The 16,675-nt window shown below is 67.4% G+C and carries 16 protein-coding genes; 5 read left to right on the plus strand and 11 right to left on the minus strand.

Annotated elements, in window-relative coordinates; all coding sequences use genetic code 11:
- Positions 1-13 precede the first annotated feature (13 nt).
- Together AC3QL2_RS02800 and AC3QL2_RS02805 are read right to left on the minus strand one after the other, a co-directional pair.
- Positions 14-1,213 carry a PepSY-associated TM helix domain-containing protein gene (locus AC3QL2_RS02800; RefSeq protein WP_493233819.1) on the minus strand — a complete coding sequence of 400 codons (1,200 nt, stop codon included), beginning with the start codon at positions 1,211-1,213 and terminating at the stop codon, positions 14-16.
- A gap of 6 nt (positions 1,214-1,219) precedes the next feature.
- Complete coding sequence (locus AC3QL2_RS02805; RefSeq protein WP_493233821.1) at positions 1,220-3,241, minus strand: TonB-dependent receptor; 2,022 nt, start codon at positions 3,239-3,241, stop codon at positions 1,220-1,222.
- Between the two features lie 302 nt (positions 3,242-3,543).
- On the opposite strand from AC3QL2_RS02805, the gene AC3QL2_RS02810 reads away from it, so the two are divergent.
- Positions 3,544-3,990 (plus strand): hypothetical protein, encoded by a 447-nt coding sequence (locus AC3QL2_RS02810; protein ID WP_493233822.1) that lies wholly within the window; start codon positions 3,544-3,546, stop codon positions 3,988-3,990.
- A 101-nt stretch (positions 3,991-4,091) separates the two neighbouring features.
- The gene (locus tag AC3QL2_RS02815) at positions 4,092-4,883 is read left to right on the plus strand and encodes a 2'-5' RNA ligase family protein (RefSeq protein WP_493233824.1); all 792 of its coding nucleotides are present in this window, start codon (positions 4,092-4,094) and stop codon (positions 4,881-4,883) included.
- Between the two features lie 563 nt (positions 4,884-5,446).
- On the opposite strand, the gene AC3QL2_RS02820 is transcribed toward AC3QL2_RS02815, so the two are convergent.
- Genes AC3QL2_RS02820 through AC3QL2_RS02840 form a run of 5 tightly spaced genes read right to left on the minus strand, consistent with a single transcriptional unit; the run spans position 5,447 to position 10,548 of the window.
- Positions 5,447-6,724: an amidohydrolase family protein gene (locus AC3QL2_RS02820; RefSeq protein ID WP_493233826.1), complete on the minus strand. Its 1,278-nt coding sequence runs from the start codon at positions 6,722-6,724 to the stop codon at positions 5,447-5,449.
- A complete protein-coding gene (locus AC3QL2_RS02825) occupies positions 6,712-7,407 on the minus strand; it encodes a TetR/AcrR family transcriptional regulator (protein ID WP_493233828.1) in 696 nt (231 codons plus the stop codon). Before AC3QL2_RS02825 ends, AC3QL2_RS02820 begins: the two co-directional genes overlap by 13 nt.
- Positions 7,404-8,036 (minus strand): uracil phosphoribosyltransferase, encoded by a 633-nt coding sequence (gene upp, locus AC3QL2_RS02830; protein ID WP_493233830.1) that lies wholly within the window; start codon positions 8,034-8,036, stop codon positions 7,404-7,406. The genes AC3QL2_RS02825 and upp overlap by 4 nt, the downstream gene beginning before the upstream one ends.
- Positions 8,037-8,062: 26 nt before the next feature.
- Entirely contained in the window at positions 8,063-9,307 is a 1,245-nt protein-coding gene (locus AC3QL2_RS02835) for a URC4/urg3 family protein (protein WP_493233831.1), read from the minus strand.
- On the minus strand, positions 9,304-10,548 hold the full coding sequence (locus AC3QL2_RS02840; protein ID WP_493233833.1) for a GTP cyclohydrolase II: 1,245 nt from the start codon (positions 10,546-10,548) through the stop codon (positions 9,304-9,306). The genes AC3QL2_RS02835 and AC3QL2_RS02840 overlap by 4 nt, the downstream gene beginning before the upstream one ends.
- 481 nt (positions 10,549-11,029) lie before the next feature.
- On the opposite strand from AC3QL2_RS02840, the gene pal reads away from it, so the two are divergent.
- Positions 11,030-11,557 carry a peptidoglycan-associated lipoprotein Pal gene (gene pal, locus AC3QL2_RS02845; RefSeq protein ID WP_493233834.1) on the plus strand — a complete coding sequence of 176 codons (528 nt, stop codon included), beginning with the start codon at positions 11,030-11,032 and terminating at the stop codon, positions 11,555-11,557.
- Between the two features lie 32 nt (positions 11,558-11,589).
- Positions 11,590-12,930 (plus strand): chloride channel protein, encoded by a 1,341-nt coding sequence (locus tag AC3QL2_RS02850; protein WP_493233835.1) that lies wholly within the window; start codon positions 11,590-11,592, stop codon positions 12,928-12,930.
- A 9-nt stretch (positions 12,931-12,939) separates the two neighbouring features.
- Here the strand turns inward: AC3QL2_RS02850 and AC3QL2_RS02855 are convergent, their stop codons facing one another.
- The 3 genes from AC3QL2_RS02855 to AC3QL2_RS02865 all read right to left on the minus strand — a co-directional run bounded on the left by AC3QL2_RS02855 (position 12,940) and on the right by AC3QL2_RS02865 (position 14,674).
- Entirely contained in the window at positions 12,940-13,305 is a 366-nt protein-coding gene (locus AC3QL2_RS02855; RefSeq protein WP_493233836.1) for a hypothetical protein, read from the minus strand.
- A gap of 105 nt (positions 13,306-13,410) precedes the next feature.
- The gene (locus tag AC3QL2_RS02860) at positions 13,411-14,190 is read right to left on the minus strand and encodes a gamma-glutamyl-gamma-aminobutyrate hydrolase family protein (RefSeq protein ID WP_493233838.1); all 780 of its coding nucleotides are present in this window, start codon (positions 14,188-14,190) and stop codon (positions 13,411-13,413) included.
- Positions 14,191-14,227: 37 nt separating this feature from the next.
- Complete coding sequence (locus tag AC3QL2_RS02865; protein WP_493233839.1) at positions 14,228-14,674, minus strand: MarR family winged helix-turn-helix transcriptional regulator; 447 nt, start codon at positions 14,672-14,674, stop codon at positions 14,228-14,230.
- Between the two features lie 179 nt (positions 14,675-14,853).
- Between AC3QL2_RS02865 and AC3QL2_RS02870 the strand changes: the two genes are divergently transcribed.
- Positions 14,854-15,468, plus strand: a complete 615-nt coding sequence (locus AC3QL2_RS02870) for a hypothetical protein (protein ID WP_493233840.1) — start codon at positions 14,854-14,856, stop codon at positions 15,466-15,468.
- Here the strand turns inward: AC3QL2_RS02870 and purT are convergent.
- The gene (purT, locus tag AC3QL2_RS02875; protein ID WP_493233842.1) at positions 15,443-16,663 is read right to left on the minus strand and encodes a formate-dependent phosphoribosylglycinamide formyltransferase; all 1,221 of its coding nucleotides are present in this window, start codon (positions 16,661-16,663) and stop codon (positions 15,443-15,445) included. The two genes, AC3QL2_RS02870 and purT, sit on opposite strands and share 26 nt — an antisense overlap.
- Between the last annotated feature and the right edge of the window lie 12 nt (positions 16,664-16,675).

The following is a 16,675-nucleotide window of genomic DNA, read 5'->3' on the forward strand; positions in this document are numbered from 1 at the left end:
GACGCATGCCGGATCACTCGACGTCGGACACCTGCAAGCGCACGGAAGAGGATTGCGCCGGCTCCGGGAACCTGGCGGACGGCCGACGGCGCGGCCCGCTCGCCGAGCGGGCGCGGACCTTGTGCCGCCAGCGCAGCCAGCCGGTGACGAACAGCAGCGCTGGCAGCAGCCCGGCCACGCAGGCCAGGATGCGGCCGGGCAACCCGAAGGCCTCGCCGTTGTGCAGCGGATGCATCCAGGCCAGGAAACCGTCGCCGGCGGATTCCCGCAGCGGATCGCGCACCGCCAGCACCTGTCCATCACTCGGGTCCAGCCACACCTGGGAGCGGGGAAAACGCCGACCGGGCTCGCCGGGCTGGTGGAAGCGCACCGAGATCGGCCGCCCTGCGCTACCGGAGGTCTCGACCCAGCGCAGTTCCGCATCGGGAAAAGACTTGCGCGCAATGCGCACCGCCGCGTCGAGGGAGATCGGTGCAGCCCCATCGTCCAGCAGGCCAGCCGGTGGCCGGTAGGCTTCCCGCAACGGCGACGCGCCGGCGACCAGATCGCGGGTGAAATCCGGCAGGGCCAGTGCGCTGCCGGTCAGCGCCAGCACCAGCAGCACCGGCAGGCCATAGACGCCGCCGAGCACGTGCAGATCGTAGGTGCAGCGGACGGCGCCGCTGCGCAGCACCGGCTTCAGCGCCGCGGCCAGGCGGGCACGGCTGGGCCACCACAGGTAGAGCCCGCTGAGCAGTGAAAACGCCAGCACCAGGCCGAGGATGCCGACCGCCGTCTTGCCGCCCTCGCCCGCCAGCAGCGTGTAATGCAGGTCGAACAGCCAGGTCGTCGCGTAGTCGCCCCAGAAGCGCGCGCTGGTGATGTCCAGCGTGTGCGGATCGAGGCTCAGCATCAGCGGCGCAAAGCCGCGCCCGGCCGTTTCCGGCGGGTTGTAATAGCGGGCCAGCACCGGCGCGTCCGCCGCCAGCGGCATCTCGATGCGCCACGGCCCGTCGCGCAGCGGGTAGCGGGCGCGCAGGACGTGGAATACCGCCTCCGGTGACGGCGCGGGTGCCGCGGCGCTGACGCGGATCTGCGGATTGAGCAGGCCATCCACGTCCAGGTAGAACACCAGCACGCTGCCGGTGAGCCCCAGCAGCACGAACAGGCCGCCGGCCAGCAGGCCCACGTACAGGTGCAGCTTGACCCACAGGCGGCGCAGTTCGCGTTTCATCAAATATCAGAACTTGACCGCGATGCTGCCGTAAACGCTGCGCGGCGCGCCCGGCGCGTGCAGGGACTGGGCGCCGTCCCACCAGGCGTATTCGTTGTAGCGGTCGAACAGGTTGCGCACCTGCACCTCGAGATTGATGCGCGGGCTCAGGCGGTAGGCCGCCGCCACATTGGCCAGCGTGTAGCCGCCGAACTTGCCGGTGCTGTTGGTCCGCTCCAGGTAATAGCCGCTCTGCCCGTTCACCCACGCCGACAGGCGCCAGGCCTCGCTGGCCTGGTAATCGGCACCCAGGTTGTAGAGCAGGTGCGGCACGTGGTCGATCTCCTTGCCGACGGTGCCAGCCGAGGCCGCGTCGGCCTGCAGGATCTTCGAGCGCTGCAGCGCGGCGCCGACCCACAGGCCGAGCTGGCGCGTGGGCTGGGCGTTGAGCTGCAGGTCCACGCCCTGGCGGCGGGTCTGGCCGATGTTCTCGGCGTCGTTGGACGGATCGTTGAGCTTGCGCCGCGCCTCGTTGGAGGCGGTCTGGCGCCAGGCCGCCAGGCGGCCTTCCAGCCAGGCCAGCGGACGGAACTTGACGCCGGCCTCCCAACCTTCGTTGATCGACGGCGACAGGTCGGCCGTCTGGTTCACCTTGTAAGAAGCGGTGCCGACGCCGACCTGGAAGGTCCGCCCCCAGTTGCCGTACACCGAGTACGCGTCGGACAGCGCATACACCGCGCTCATCTTGGGCTGATTGATCGTGCCGTAGTCGTTGATGTCGTAGGTCTTGCCGTTGAGGTGGTTGGTGTAGGTCCCGTCCACGCGGTCGGCACGGAAGGCCGGCGTCAGGCTCAGGCCGGGCAGCGGCTTGAGCACGGCCTGCACGAAGGCACCGGCGGTGTCGAATTCGAAGGCCTGGTCGCGGGTCTGGCTCTGGCGCACCTGGCTGACGGTGTTGTAACGGGTGCTGCGGTTGTCCTGGCGCTCCACGTCGAGGCCGCCCATCACCGACAGGTCGCCGAGGACCGTCTTGCCGGCGCGCCAGGTCAGCGTCGTGGACGCGCCGCTGTGGGTTTCCGCAACGACGCGCTCTTGCTGGGACACATTGGCCGAGAAGGTCACGAAGCGGCGGTCGTCCAGGTTGTTCAGGTAGACCTGGCCGGTCCAGAACAGCTGGCTGCCCAGCGCGGTTTCCGCCTGCAGCGCCACCTGGGTAGCCAGGCGGCGGTCCGCGTCGGTCGCGTTGTGGGCCGGCGACTGGTCCGGATCGGCGCGGCGCTGGGCATCCGTCAGGTAACCCGCCTCGTCGGCGCGGGCGGTGGAATGGCGCAGGATCAGGCCGAAGCGGCTGTCGCTGCCTTCCGGCGTGATGAACCACTTGGCGCTGAAGGCGCCGTTCTCGGCACCGGAATGGGCCCGGTAGCCATCGGTCGAGTTCACCGCCAGCGCGTAGTTCTGCGCCAGCGCACCCTGCTCGATGCCCGCCGCCGCCTGCAGCTCACGGGTCTGGAAGCTGCCGAGAGTGGCCCGCCCCTGCACGTAGTTGCCGCCACTCTTGGTAATGATGTTGGCGTTGCCGGCGATGTTGTGCAGGCCGTAGCGCGGATCGTTGGTGCCGCGCACCACCTCGATGGATTCGATGTCCAGCCGCGGCGCCAGATCGATGTAGGGCATGTTGCCGTCGTTGCTGTTGGACGGCACGCCGTCGATCAGCAGCTTGACCGCATTGATCTCCCCTTCCCCATTGAAGCCACGCATGGAGAACTTGCCGGACGTGGTGCCCTGGCCGAACTGGGTCAGCATCACGCCGGGCAACTGGCCGAACAGCTGCCAGTTGTTGGCCACCGGCTGATTGGCGATGCGCGCCTCCGGCAGAATGTCCACCGAGCTCAGCACCCGCCGCGCCTGCAGCGGGCCATCGGTGCTGCCGCTGACAACCACCTCGCCGAGGGTCAGCGCCACGCTGTCGCCGTTTTCGGCGGCCTGGGCCGGAAGCGTCGCCAGCATGGAAACGGCAACGGCGATGGGGGTCAGTCTTGCGGAAATCATCGGGGGCCTCGTCGGTCGGGAATTCGGCCCGGACTGTAGCAAGGCAGCCCCGCAAAGTTTCTTGATGCGGGCCAGGAAACAGGCTGTTGCGACACTATGTCGCAGCAAGGGCCAGCCCTCTGCCGCATCTCGCCTCCGCGTTCTTGACCTGGAGCAAGCCCGGGCTGGAAATGTCCGTCCGGCCCTTGCCCCTCGATCAGCAGTGCCTAATATTGATGGCGTAACACGGTTCCAGCCCCGGACGCATGGCCGGCGGGCGGCCCCAGGGATGGATGACGGCCCGCATGCATGGGGAGATGACGATGAAGATGTTCAGACAATGCGTCCTGGCCGGCATGGCGAGCCTGTTGATGGCCGGCGTCGCCGTGGCCCAGCCAGGCTCGGGTATGGGCGGCGGCGGAATGGGCGGAGGCATGGGCCCCGGCATGATGCAGGGCGAACGGCCATGCATGAAGGCCGATGCCACGACGAAAGCGGACATGGGCCCCAACTGCGGCTGGCGCATGAACCGCCGCAACACGCCGGGCATGGGCCTGATGACACCCGAGGAACGCCGCGCCCACCGGGACAAGATGCGCTCCATGAAGAGCGCCGAGGAATGCCAGGCCTACATGACGGAGCACCATGCGCAGATGGCCGAGCGGGCCAAGGCCAAAGGCCTCACGCTGCCAGCGCCGCGCAGCAATGCCTGCATGCGCTTCGGTACGTCTGCCACACCGGGCGCAGCACCCGCGGCACCCGCAAAATAGGCGGCCGGCATCCGGGAAGCCCGTCCGTCCCCTGCGGGACAGAATGATCGTCGGCGCCCCAGCGGTTATGCTGGCGCGCTGACGACTTCACATTCCACCCCATGTCGCCCCACGACGAACCTGCGTCCCACCCTGCTATTCCCGACAGCGTCTTCGAGTTGGCCCGCGAACATTTCGCGGCAGCCGGACGGACACTGCGCAACGTGCGCCGGGATTTCCACGAATGGCATCTCGGGCGTCCGCATTACGCGCTGTGGGCCATCGACGTGGACCTGCCGGCGGTACGGCAGCTCGTGGAAGACGCGGCCCGGCGGCTGGATGACGTGCTGCTCGACGACTACCGCCGCCAGCCGCACATCACGCTGGCCCTGTGCGGCTTTCCGAGCCAGCAACCGGCGCATCCGGACGACTTCGGCCCGGCCGGGCTGGAGCGGCAGCTCGACGCGCTGCAGCGCGTCGCCGGCGCACCTTTTCGAATGGAGATCGGCGCTCTGGCGAGCTTCACGTCGGCGCCCTTCCTGCGCGTCAGCGACGTGGACGGCGGCATCGGCCGCCTGCGCCAAGCCTTGTGCGGCCCGCGCACCGAGCCTGGCGGCCCGTATACGCCCCACGTCACGGTCGGCCTGTATGGCGGTGAATGGCCCACCGCAGCGCTGCTCGAACGCTTCGACGCGGGCCCGCGGGAAGTTGTCCACTGCACGGCCACGAAGCTCAGCCTGATGTGTTACGCAGCATCCGATATCGGTGGTCCGCTCAACACGCTGGGGCAATTCGACCTCGTCCACGGACGCTGGGAAGACCTGGATTCACGGACGCCCCCCACCCTGGACGCCGGCCAGGCGCTGCCTAATTTTGCAGCAATGTTAAAAAACGCTGACCGATCAGTGACATGAAAGTCCCCCTCACACCTTATCCACAGGGTTGACCACGTCTGGTGGGGAAAAAAGCGGGGAAATGCCCACAAATCCACATCCCCATGCAGCGGCATCCGTCATGTGCATTGCACAAAATTGAAGCAAACACCAAAAGTACTTCTGGATCAGTGACCTGGACCCACCTTTCACAACTTACCCACAGGGTTGACCACGGCGGACGGGGATAACCCACAGCCCGCACGGCTCTTGCAAACCCAAATATCCACAGCATGTGGTCACCGGAAACAGCCCGCAAACTCGCCATCAGCGCGTTCAAAGAGCTGCACAATTTTGTAGCAGCCACAAAAAGCGTTTAACTTTCAATAAACTGCTTACACCCCTCACACCTTATCCACAGGGTTGACCACGATCGGCGGGGATAACCCACAGCTTCGGCAAGAATCCACAGGGCGCGGCTTGCCGGCCAACAAGGTGCATTGCACAAAATTGAGGCAAACACCAAAAACGCTGCCCAATCAGCCCTCTAGGGGTGTGTTTCACAACTTACCCACAGGGTTGACCACGGCAGACGGGGATAAAGCTCAGCTGCGGTGGGTGAAATCCACACGGGACGGCCGCCCCGGCAGATCCAGCGCGGCGACGGCCGCCGGACTGCGGGCGACGATCCGCCCGGCACGCAGCACCAGCAGGCGCGTCGCCCGCAGGCGCAGCGCCTCGATGGGATCGCCGGCCTGCAACAACACCAGGTCGGCGCGGCAACCCGGTTCAAGGCCGTAGCCGTCCAGGCCCAGGATGCGTGCCGGCGTCGCCGTCACCGCCGCAAAGCAGGCGCGCATGCCGTCCTGGCTGGTCATCTGCGCCACGTGCAGGCCCATCGCCGCCACCTCCAGCATGTCGCCGCTGCCGAGGCTGTACCACGGGTCCATCACGCAATCATGGCCGAAGGCGACCGGGATGCCGGCGGCCAGCAGTTCCGGCACACGGGTCATGCCGCGGCGCTTCGGGTAAGTGTCGTGGCGGCCCTGCAGCGTGATGTTGATAAGTGGGTTGGCGACCGCCGCCACACCGGCCTCGGCCATCAGCGGCAGCAGCTTGGACACGTAGTAGTTGTCCATCGAGTGCATGGACGTCAGGTGGGAACCGGTCACCCGCCCCTGCAGACCGAGGCGCTGGGCCTGGAAGGCCAGGCTCTCGATGTGCCGCGACAAGGGGTCATCGGACTCGTCGCAGTGCATGTCCACCGGCAGGCCACGCTCGGCGGCCAGTTCGCACAGGACGCGCACCGACTCGGCACCGTCGGCCATCGTGCGCTCGAAATGGGGAATGCCGCCGACCACGTCGACGCCCATGTCCAGTGCCCGCTTCAGGTTGTCCAGCGCACCGGGGCTGCGCAACACGCCATCCTGCGGAAAGGCCACCAGCTGCAGGTCCAGGTAGGGCCGCACCTTGTCCTTCACGTGCAGCAGGGCTTCCACCGCCAGCAGGCGCGGGTCACACACATCCACGTGGGAACGGATCGCCAGCAGGCCCTTGGCCACCGCCCAGTCACAATAGGCCAGCGCCCGCTCCACCAGCGCCTCCTGGGTCAGCAGCGGCTTCAGCTCACCCCACAGGGCGATACCTTCCAGCAGCGTGCCCGACTGGTTCACCCGCGGCAGGCCGTAGGACAGGGTTGCGTCCATGTGGAAGTGGGCGTCCACGAAAGGCGGCGTGACGAGTTGGCCGGCCGCGTCGATGAATTCCCCCGCTTCGCCGGCCAGCGCGGCCTCAACCGCGGCGATGCGCCCGTCGCGGATGCCGATATCCATGCCACGGCGGCCATCGGGCAGGTTGCAGTTGCGCAGGATCAGGTCGAACACGGGAAATTTCCTTCCGAAATGGGGGGTGCGAGGCCGCAGCCGCGCAGCACCAGGTTCAGCACATGGGCGGTGGCCCGCCGGTAATCGGCCGGTCCCAGGCTACGGCGGTTCAACACCGCGCAGACCTGGGTCTCGAAATCGGCGTAGGTCTGGGTCAGCGCCCACAGGCTGATGAACAGATGCACCGGATCCACCGGCGCCATCCGGCCGGCGGCGACCCAGGCTTCGATCACCGCTGCCTTGTCGGCCACCAGCAGGCGCAGCTCGTTGCGCAGATAGTCGCCGATCTCCGGCGCGCCGTGCAGCAACTCGTTGGCGAAGACCCGCGACGCGTCCGGGTGCTCGGCGGTAAGGCGCATCTTGGCCTCGATGTAATGGGCCAGCGCCGCGCGGGGATCGGCGTCGGCGTTGATGCGATCGGTCTCGGCCAGCCACAGGCGCAGGATGTGCGCCAGCACGGCCCGGTAAACCTCGGCCTTGGTGCCGAAGTAGTAATGCAGGTTGGACTTGGGCAGACCCGCCGCCAACGCGATCTCCGCCATCGTGGCGCCCTGGAAGCCGGCCCGCGCGAAGACCTGTTCGGCGGCGGCGAGGATGGCGGCCTCGTGCTGGCGCCGGATGCGCCCGCCGCGCGCGGGCGTGTCCAGCGTGTCCACGTTCCCCGGCGGCGGCGCTACCGTCATTTGGTACCGAAAATGCGGTCGCCGGCGTCGCCCAGGCCGGGCACGATGTAGCCGTGCTCGTTGAGGTGGCTGTCCACCGCGGCGGTCGTCACCGACACGTCCGGGTGGGCCTCCTGCAACGCGGCCAGGCCTTCAGGCGCGGCCAGCAGGCACACGAACTTGAGGCTGGTCACGCCGGCCTCCTTGAGGCGCGACAGCGCCGCGCTGGCCGAATTGCCGGTGGCCAGCATCGGATCGACGACGATCACCAGACGGTCTTCCACGTCGTCCGGCAGCTTGAAGTAGTACTCGATGGCCTCCAGCGTTTCCGGATCCCGGTACAGGCCGATGTGCCCGACCCGCGCGCCGGGTAGCAGGTCGATCATGCCGTCGAGCATGCCGTTGCCGGCCCGCAGGATGGACACCAGGCACAGCTTCTTGCCGCTGATCACCGGCACCTTGCAGGCGGCCACCGGCGTGGTCACGTCGATCAGCTCGGTGGGCAGGTCGCGGGTCACCTCGTAGGCCAGCATCGAGGCAATCTCCCGCACCAGGCGGCGGAAGTTGTCGGTGGTGGTCTCGGCGCTGCGCGCCATGGACAGCTTGTGCTGAAGCAGGGGGTGGTCGATGACGGTAAGGGGTGCGCTCATACAGTCCTCCAGTGCGTGCGGTGGTTTCAGAACACGGTGCCGTCGCTGATCAGCTTCACCGGCGGTGTGCCGCCGGCGCGGCGCTGGGCGGCGATGCGCCGGCCGGCCGACCAGGTGCCGCCTTCCAGCACGCGGGCCAGCGGAAAAGCCTCAGGCGCCAGCCCGAGCAGTTCGCGGACGGCGAGCGCGAGCCGGTCGAGGCCGATGACGGTCAGCGCCCGCCATTCGACGATGGGCGGCGCATCCACCGTCCAGGTGTGCTGCCAGAAGCGCTCATCCCGCGGACGGATGACGCCGAAGTCGAGCAACAAGCCACCGTTGCGATACTCGGGCAGGCCGGTCAGTTCGTCCAGCCCGGTGATCGTCAGCCCCGCCGTTTCCAGCGGTTCGAGCAGCGAGTAAGTCAGCCACTGGGTCAGCTTGTGGAAGGGCAGCAGGCCGTCCTCCAGCGCCGGATGGGCCCAGCAGTCGCCGAGCGGGACGCCCTGCAGCACCACGCGGCCCGGCCACACCGGGCCAAGGGCGCGCAGCAGCGTGCCGAGCACGAAGGACGCGGCGAGCTTGCCGTCGATGGCGTGGGCGAGCAGGTAATCCACCAGCGTACCGGCGCGGGCCGGCGTGCCGAACACCGCCGGCGTCGCCTCCATCACCGCGCCCAGGCGTTGCAGCAGCGCGCTGCGCCCTTCCAGCCCAACCAGCGGATTGGCAGGCCCGACCTGGAAGGCCGTGGCCAGCACCTCCGGCGTCAGGCCCTGCAGCGCCGCCGCATCGCAGCGCAGCGGGCTGCCCGGATCGGCCGACAGCGCACCGCTGGCGAACAAGGCCAGGCTGGCCACGCCAAGCCCTTCGGAGCGGCCCAGTTCCATGCCGCCGGCCACGTCCCGAAAACGCCACTCGGCACCCGCGCCGGCATCCAGCAACACGCTGGGGATGACCAGATCCACCGCCACGCGGGCCCGCTCCAGCGGGTCGCCGTCCAGGCCGTGGGAGCCGGCCAGTACGCCCCAGCGGTCCCTACCACCGGCCTCGAAATGGCGCCAGCGGCTGTGGTAGGGCACGTCGAGATCCGGGTAGTTGAGGCGGATGGTCTGCGCGACGTACTCGGCGCACGGCAGCAGCTGCTCCGCATGCCAGCTGAAGAAGGGCGACAAGCCGGCCTCGGCGCGCGCCGTGACGACGCGGCAGCGCTCGCGCACCGCCGTCGAACTCAGCAGCGGCGCCGCCGGATGGCCGGCGGACACCGGCGTGTGCCATCCCGATCCATGGTTCATGCGTGCAGCCCCCTGCCCTTGGCCACCGCCAGCTCGGCCGCGCTCGGCGGCGCCACCGGCGTGAAGTAGCCCGCTGCCGTCTTGGCGTCCATCTCCACCCGCGCGTCGGCGGGAATCAATTCGTCGGGAATCGCCACCTGCTCGACGACCTGGATGCCGGCGGCAGTCAGCGCCCCGTGCTTCATGTTGCTCATCGACGCCCAGCGGTCGATGCGCGTGATGCCGAGCCAGTGGAAGACGTCCGGCATCAGCTCCTGGAAGCGCATGTCCTGCACGCCGGCGACGCATTCGGTACGCTCGAAGTAGGTCTCGGCGCGGTCGCCACCGTACTGGCGCTTGCGGGCGTTATAGACGAGGAACTTGGTCACCTCGCCGAGCGCCCGGCCCTCCTTGCGGTTGTACACCACCAGACCGACGCCGCCACGCTGGGCCATCTCGACGCACACCTCGATGCCGTGGGCGAGATAGGGCCGGCAGGTGCAGATGTCCGAGCCGAACACGTCGGAGCCGTTGCATTCGTCGTGAACGCGACAGGCCACCCGCGTCTCCGGGCGGCCGAGCAGGCTCACGTCGCCGAAGAAATAGAGGGTCATGCCACCGATCGGCGGCAGGAAGACCTTCAAGTCGGGCCGCGTAACGAGCTCCGGGAACATCCCGCCGGTCTGCTCGAACAGCGCCCGCCGCAGCGCGCTCTCGGTGATGCCGAAGCGCTCCGCCACGCCGGGCAGGTACCACACCGGGTCGATGGCGGCCTTGGTCACGCGCACGTCACCGTTGGCTTCGAGGATGTCCCCGTCCGGCACCAGTCGGCCAGCCTCGATGGCGTCGCGCAGTTCCGGCATGTTGATGTGGGCGGTGGTCACCGCGATGGTCGGGCGGATGTCCATGCCCGCCGCGATCTCGGCGGCGAACTCCTGGGCCGCCCGGTGCCCCCATGGGTCGAGGGACACGATGTGCCCTGCGTCGGCCCACTGGGGATGCGGGCCGATGCCGGTGGCCGGCACGGTGTTGGTGAGGTCCGGCCGGTGGTTGGCCTGCAGGTTGCCGGCTGCCACCGCCAGCGCCCGATACACCGAATAGGAACCGGAGTGGGTGCCGATCACGTTGCGCAGCGCCGGTTCGGCCAGGCCCGCCACCAGCGGCCCCCGCTCGGCAGCGGTAGCGGCGCCCCAGTTAATGGAGGACACCGACCGCCCGCGGCTGGCGCGGGGATGGGAAGTCAGAACGATATGGGACGCCATGCTTCGCTCCTAAAAACCTGACCATATGGTCAATTTTTTCCTAGCGAGTTCCATGCCATCGGAAATCAGCCGGTTTTGAGGCCCGGAATGGGTCAATCACGCACTATTGCAGTGCACCACCCCTGCCCGGCGAACCCGGTCGGTGCAAGACACCCGTCGCTGTCACCCGGAATCTGGCTGGAATCCAACTTGAATTCGGCCCACCTGAAAGCCCAACGCCACCCTTTCACAAAAACATTTACACAAATACAATTGATATCAATCGATAGCTGTAAGCCCAGAACTGATCCCCGTGTGCCCTTCGCCGGCCCCCTGTTGTGACGGATGCACCCGCATCCATGAAGCACCAACCGCCCCCGATCGCCTCCCCACCGACCAGGCCCTCGCGCCTGCCCGGACGGCCCGCCTGCCCCTCGGGCGCGAAGGCCACGTCATCCCGTCATCCCAACCGTTTCCCTCCCACCACTCCTGGAGTTACTCCGTGAACAAGTCCCTGCTGTCCACCCTTGCCTGCAGCCTCGTGCTGGCCGCTTGCTCGACCACCGCGCAGAAACCCGCCGCCTCGACCGAACAACCGGTTTCCGCCGCCCAGGCCGCACCGGCGCCCGTCGCTGCGCCCGGCCTGTCCGCCGCCGAACTGGAAGCCCAGAAGCTGAAGGCCCAGCGCGAAGAGCTGGCCAAGAAGAGCGTCTACTTCGCCTTCGACAAGTTTTCCGTCGAAACCAAGTACCGTGACGTGGTGAAGCAGCAGGCCGATTTCCTGAGCGGCCACGCCAACGACGCGGTGACCGTGGAAGGCAATGCCGACGAACGCGGCAGCCGCGAATACAACCTGGCCCTCGGCCAGAAGCGTGCCGAGTCCGTGCGCAAGGCGCTGGTGCTGCAAGGCGTGCCCGATGCCCGTATCGAAGCAGTCAGCTTCGGCTCCGAAAAACCGCGCGCAACCTGTGCGGAAGAGCGCTGCTGGGCTGAAAACCGCCGCGTGGACTTCCAGCACAAGGACAAGTAAGCCATTCGCCGGCTCCCGGTGGGAAACAGGCCGTGAAGCGTCCGACGATCAGCACCCGGCGCAGCGGCCTGCTCAGCACCCTCCGCTGGCGGACCCGCATCACCCTCTGGCTGGCTGCGCTGGCGGCCGGGGTGATCGTGGCGGGATTCGCCAAGCTGGCGGAACTGGCACTCGCCCTCTTCGGCGAACTCTCTTCAGGGAAGCCCTGGCTCCCCTTTCTGCTGACTCCATTGATCGGCATGAGCACCGTCTGGCTCACCCGACGCTGCTTCCCGGGAGCACAGGGCAGCGGCATCCCTCAGGTGATAGCGGCAACCCGCCTGGCCGCGCAGGGAAAGGCAGTCCAGCAGTTGGTCTCCTTGCGCATCGCATTCGGCAAGGTGAGCCTGGGCGCGTTCGCTCTGATCGGCGGCTTTTCCTCCGGTCGTGAAGGCCCTTCGGTCCAGGTGGCAGCCTCGATCCTCCACGCTGCGCACAAGCTGCTTCCCAATACCCGCGCCTTACGCGCCTCGGATCTCATCCTGGCTGGCGGAGCAGCAGGCGTCGCAGCCGCCTTCAATACGCCGCTCGCGGGCATTGTCTTCGCCGTTGAAGAACTCGGACGACGCCTGGAAACCAGGACCAGCGGCGTGCTGGTCAGCACCATCATCCTGTCGGGTCTGGTCGCCATCGCTTTGCTTGGCAACTACAACTACTTCGGGCATGTAAGGGATGGACGGGTCGACCAATCCTTGCTGCTACCCGTAATAGCCGCTGGCGTGGCCTGTGGAGTGTTCGGCGGACTGTTCAGCCGGCTGATGCTGTGGCCGACGAACTTTCGGGGACACGCGCTGTGGCGCTGGCGCGAGGCGCACCCGATCCTGTTTGCAGGCAGCTGCGGCGTTTTGGTGGCACTGACCGGCTTCATCAGCGGCGGCCTGTCCTATGGCAGTGGTTATACGATTACCGCCCAAGTCGTCGCCGGCCAGATAGCGCTCCCGTGGTACGCCGCGCCCTCCCGTTTTCTGGCCACACTGGCCAGCTACTATTCTGGAATTCCTGGAGGCATCTTTGCCCCCTCGCTGGCGATCGGGGCGGCCATCGGATCTCCCCTGACGTCCCTGCTCGGTATCGGCGAAGGCACTCCCGCCATCATCGCGTTGTGCATGGCAGGCTTCCTGGCCGCCGTCACCCAGGCTCCCATTACCGCTGCGATCATCGTCATGGAGATGATCGACGGACATGGAATGGTCATCAGCCTGATGGCCGTCACGCTGATCGCCAAGGCGATTGCCTCCCGCATCAGCCCCGAGCTCTATCAGCAGCTCGCGCTCGGCTTCCTGCCCGGACCGCCACAGGGCCCCACGCAACAGCAGCCGCCGCAAACGCCCTAGCCAGCGATATCAAGCCCCACCGCGCGGCGTCCCGCCCGACAAGGTGCCGTGGGCTTGAGCCTCGGCCCACAGGGCGCGTGCGAAGGTTTTCCAGATCACCCCGCCATGGCTCTCGAAGCCGATGCTGGCGCTCTCCTGCATCGTACGCAGCATCAGCGCCGCCAGGCCGAACAACTCGACCTTGGCAAGCAGCTGGTAGTCGATGGGCCTGACCGTCGCCCGCTGCACATCCGCCGAATTGTGTTCGATTGCCTCCCTGGCAAGGGCGCGCACCTGTTCCGTATTGGTCCAGTCGATACCGAGGGCCACCCCTCTGCGCTCGATCTCGCGCTCGATGTCCTGGGTGTCCTGCAGATAGTTTTCGAAGCCGGCCATGGAATGGTTCCTGAGATAGCGACGAACCGGTCGGCCGTCACAGAGTTGAATATCGGATTGAACCCACCCGCCCCGAATGGTTTCCGGAACGGGCAACAAAAACGCTCAGCGCCCACGCGCCGCCGCGGAGAAGGCGTCGAGCAGCGGCAGGCAGTCGAGCAGATCGGTGCGCCCTGGGGTATGGAATTCAGGATGCCACTGCACGCCAACCAGGAAGCTGCGGCCGGAGTGGCGGATCGCCTCGACCATGCCGTCGTCGGACGACACCGCCTCGACGACCAGATCGCGGCCCACCGTCTTCACGCCCTGGTGGTGGATGGACACCACCCGGCCGCCCTCGGCACTCCCGAACCAGCGCTCGAACTGACCTTTTTCCTCGAAACGCACCGAATGGTGGTGCAGATCATAGGCCTCGGCCTGATGCATGGACGAACCGCCGAACTGGGTCGGGATGTCCTGGTAGAGCGAACCGCCAAAGGCCACGTTGATCAGCTGCATGCCGCGGCAGATGCCGAGCACCGGTTTGCCAAGCTCGACGAATTCGTGCAGCAGTTCCATCTCGTAGGCATCGCGAACCCGGTCGCCGGTCCATTCCTCCTTCAGCGGCTGCTCGCCGTAGGCTTCCGGACTCACGTCCGCGCCGCCCTGCAGCACCAGGCCATCGAGGTATTCGGCGTAATCGCGCAGGCGGATGCTGCTGCGGTGGATCGGCCCGTCCTTCAGAATGGACGGCACCATCAGCACCAGCACGTCCCGCGACATGAGCCACTGGGCGATGGATTGCTCGAGCACCTGCAAGGTCTTCGACTCGAGGCCCGTCGCCCCGGCCTTCGGATGGAACAGGCGGGCCGACAGCCCGATACGGATCGTCTTGGTCCTTGCCACGCTCGCTCTCCTTCCGGGGCTGGCGCCCCGCAACGTCTTACAGATCGGACAGCGGCTTGTCGACGCTCCGCTCGTCACGCGTCTTCAACTGGCTGATGACACTGGCCAGCCCGGCCTGGAGCCGCAGCAATTCATCTTCGGACAGGCCTTGCAGAGCCTCCGGCAAGATGCCCTCGACCGGGCCGGGCGCCGCCTTCAGCACGTCCGCCGCGCTGTCGCTGACCTGCAGGCCGACCCGGCGCTGGTCTTCCGGCTTGCGGCGCTTGGTCACCAGGCCGCGGGTCTCCAGCTTGTCCACCAACTGGCTGCAGGTGGACTGATGGATCGACAAACGGCCCGCCAGTTCCGAAACGCCGATGCCCGGGGTACGGGCGATCTCGTGCAGCAGCCACAGCTGGGAGCCCGATACGCCGCAGGTTTGCTCGACTTCACGGAAATGCTGCTTCACTGAACCATAGATGAGACGGAACTGTTTGAGGACCACAAAGGCCAAAGATTCCTCTGTGGGGCTGGTGGCGAGCGCCTTGGAATCGGAGTTTGCTAAATTCATTTACGGAAATTATATTGATACCAATTCAGTTTACTCAAGACAGTCCCGCGTTCCCGGCCGCCACCGCCAGACCCGGACGCTTCACGCCCACCCAGATTTTTCAGGAAACACCCATGCCCGCAACCGCCCCCGGCCTGCCTGACCGCGCCGCCGGCTCGCTGAGCAGCCTTCGCGCCGCCCTCTTCCCCCTTGCCTGTGGCCTGCTGGCCAGCGGCGGACTCCTGCTGACCAACAATGGCCTGGCCGGCGCCCCCGCTCCGGGCAGCGCCATCGCATCGACCGCCATCGCCGTGCAGCCCACCGGCTGGCGCAGCCTGGCCGGGGAAATCGCCCGCCTGGCCCGTGCCGTCGGTTTGAAGACTGCCTGGCAGGACGACGCCCGCTCGATCAACCTGACCGTGGACACCACGCAGGCCTTCGAGAACCGCCAGGCCCAGCTAAGCCCCGCCTACACCTCGCTGCTCAGCGAGATCGCGCTGCTTGTGCAGGCACGGCCGGAGGTCCGCCTGATCATGACCGGCTTCGGCAACACGCCGGCCACCCAATACAACCCCGTGCTGTTCGGCCAGCGCCTGCGGGCTCTGCAGGTCTTCTTTGCCGAACGCGGCATCGCCATCGGCCAGATCGAAACCATGGTCAAGGACGTGGATGCCGCGGGCGACCACGACGCGCCATCCGGCCGCGCCGCCCCCGGACGGCTGATCAGCCTGCGCTTCGCACCGGCCTGACCTTGCCGGCAGCCAGTTTGGCCCGCGCCCGCGCCTCTTCCACATCGGCACCGTTGGCCACCGCAACGCCCATGCGGCGCCGCGCAAAGGCCTCCGGCTTGCCGAACAGGCGCAGGTCGGTGCGCGGCACGGCCAGCGCCTCGGCCACGCCTTCGAAGACAATGCCGTCGGCCTCCATCCCACCATAGATCACCGCGGACGCGCCCGGCTCGCGCAGGCTGACATCTACCGGCAGGCCGAGGATCGCCCGGGCGTGCAACTCGAACTCGGAAAAGCGCTGGGAGCACAGGGTCACCAGGCCGGTATCGTGGGGCCGCGGACTGACCTCCGAGAACCACACCATGTCGCCCTTCACGAACAGCTCGACACCAAACAGGCCGCGCCCGCCCAGGTTGGCAGTGACGGCGCCGGCGATCTGCCGCGAGCGCTCGAGGGCCACCGGGCTCATCGCCTGCGGCTGCCAGGATTCGACATAGTCGCCGGACACCTGCACGTGGCCGATGGGGTTGCAGAAATAGGTCTGCACCGTACCGGAGGCATCGCAGGCGCGCACGGTGAGCTGGGTGATCTCGTAATCGAAGTCGATGAAGCCCTCGACGATGACCCGTCCCTGGTTCACGCGGCCACCGGCGGCGGCATAGTCCCAGGCCTTCTGTACGTCGGCCGGCCCCTTCAGCAGCGACTGGCCCTTGCCGGAGGACGACATCACCGGCTTGACGATGCACGGGTAGCCGATCGCCGGCTGGCCGTCAGTGCCGTCGATGGCAGCCTGCAGCTCGGCCAGGGAATCGGCAAAACGATAGGGCGACGTGGCCAGCCCCAGCTCCTCGGCGGCGAGGCGGCGGATGCCTTCGCGGTTCATCGTCAGGCGCGCGGCGCGGGCGGTGGGAATCACCTCGGCCAGCCCTTCGGCTTCGATCTCGACCAGCGTGTCGGTGGCGATCGCCTCGATCTCCGGCACGATCAGGTGCGGCTTTTCCTTTTCGACCAGCGCCCGCAGCGCGGCGCCATCGGTCATCGGGATCACATGGGCGCGGTGCGCGACCTGGTGGCCGGGGGCGTTCGGGTAACGGTCGACGGCGATCGTCTCCACCCCGAGGCGCTGCAGGGCGATCAGCACCTCCTTGCCGAGCTCGCCGGAGCCCAGCAACATCACGCGCAAGGCAGAGGGAGAAAGAGGGGTACCGAGTTTCATGACGGGCTCCGC

It is taken from the genome of Zoogloea sp. GW822-FHT05C07, from assembly GCF_058800215.1.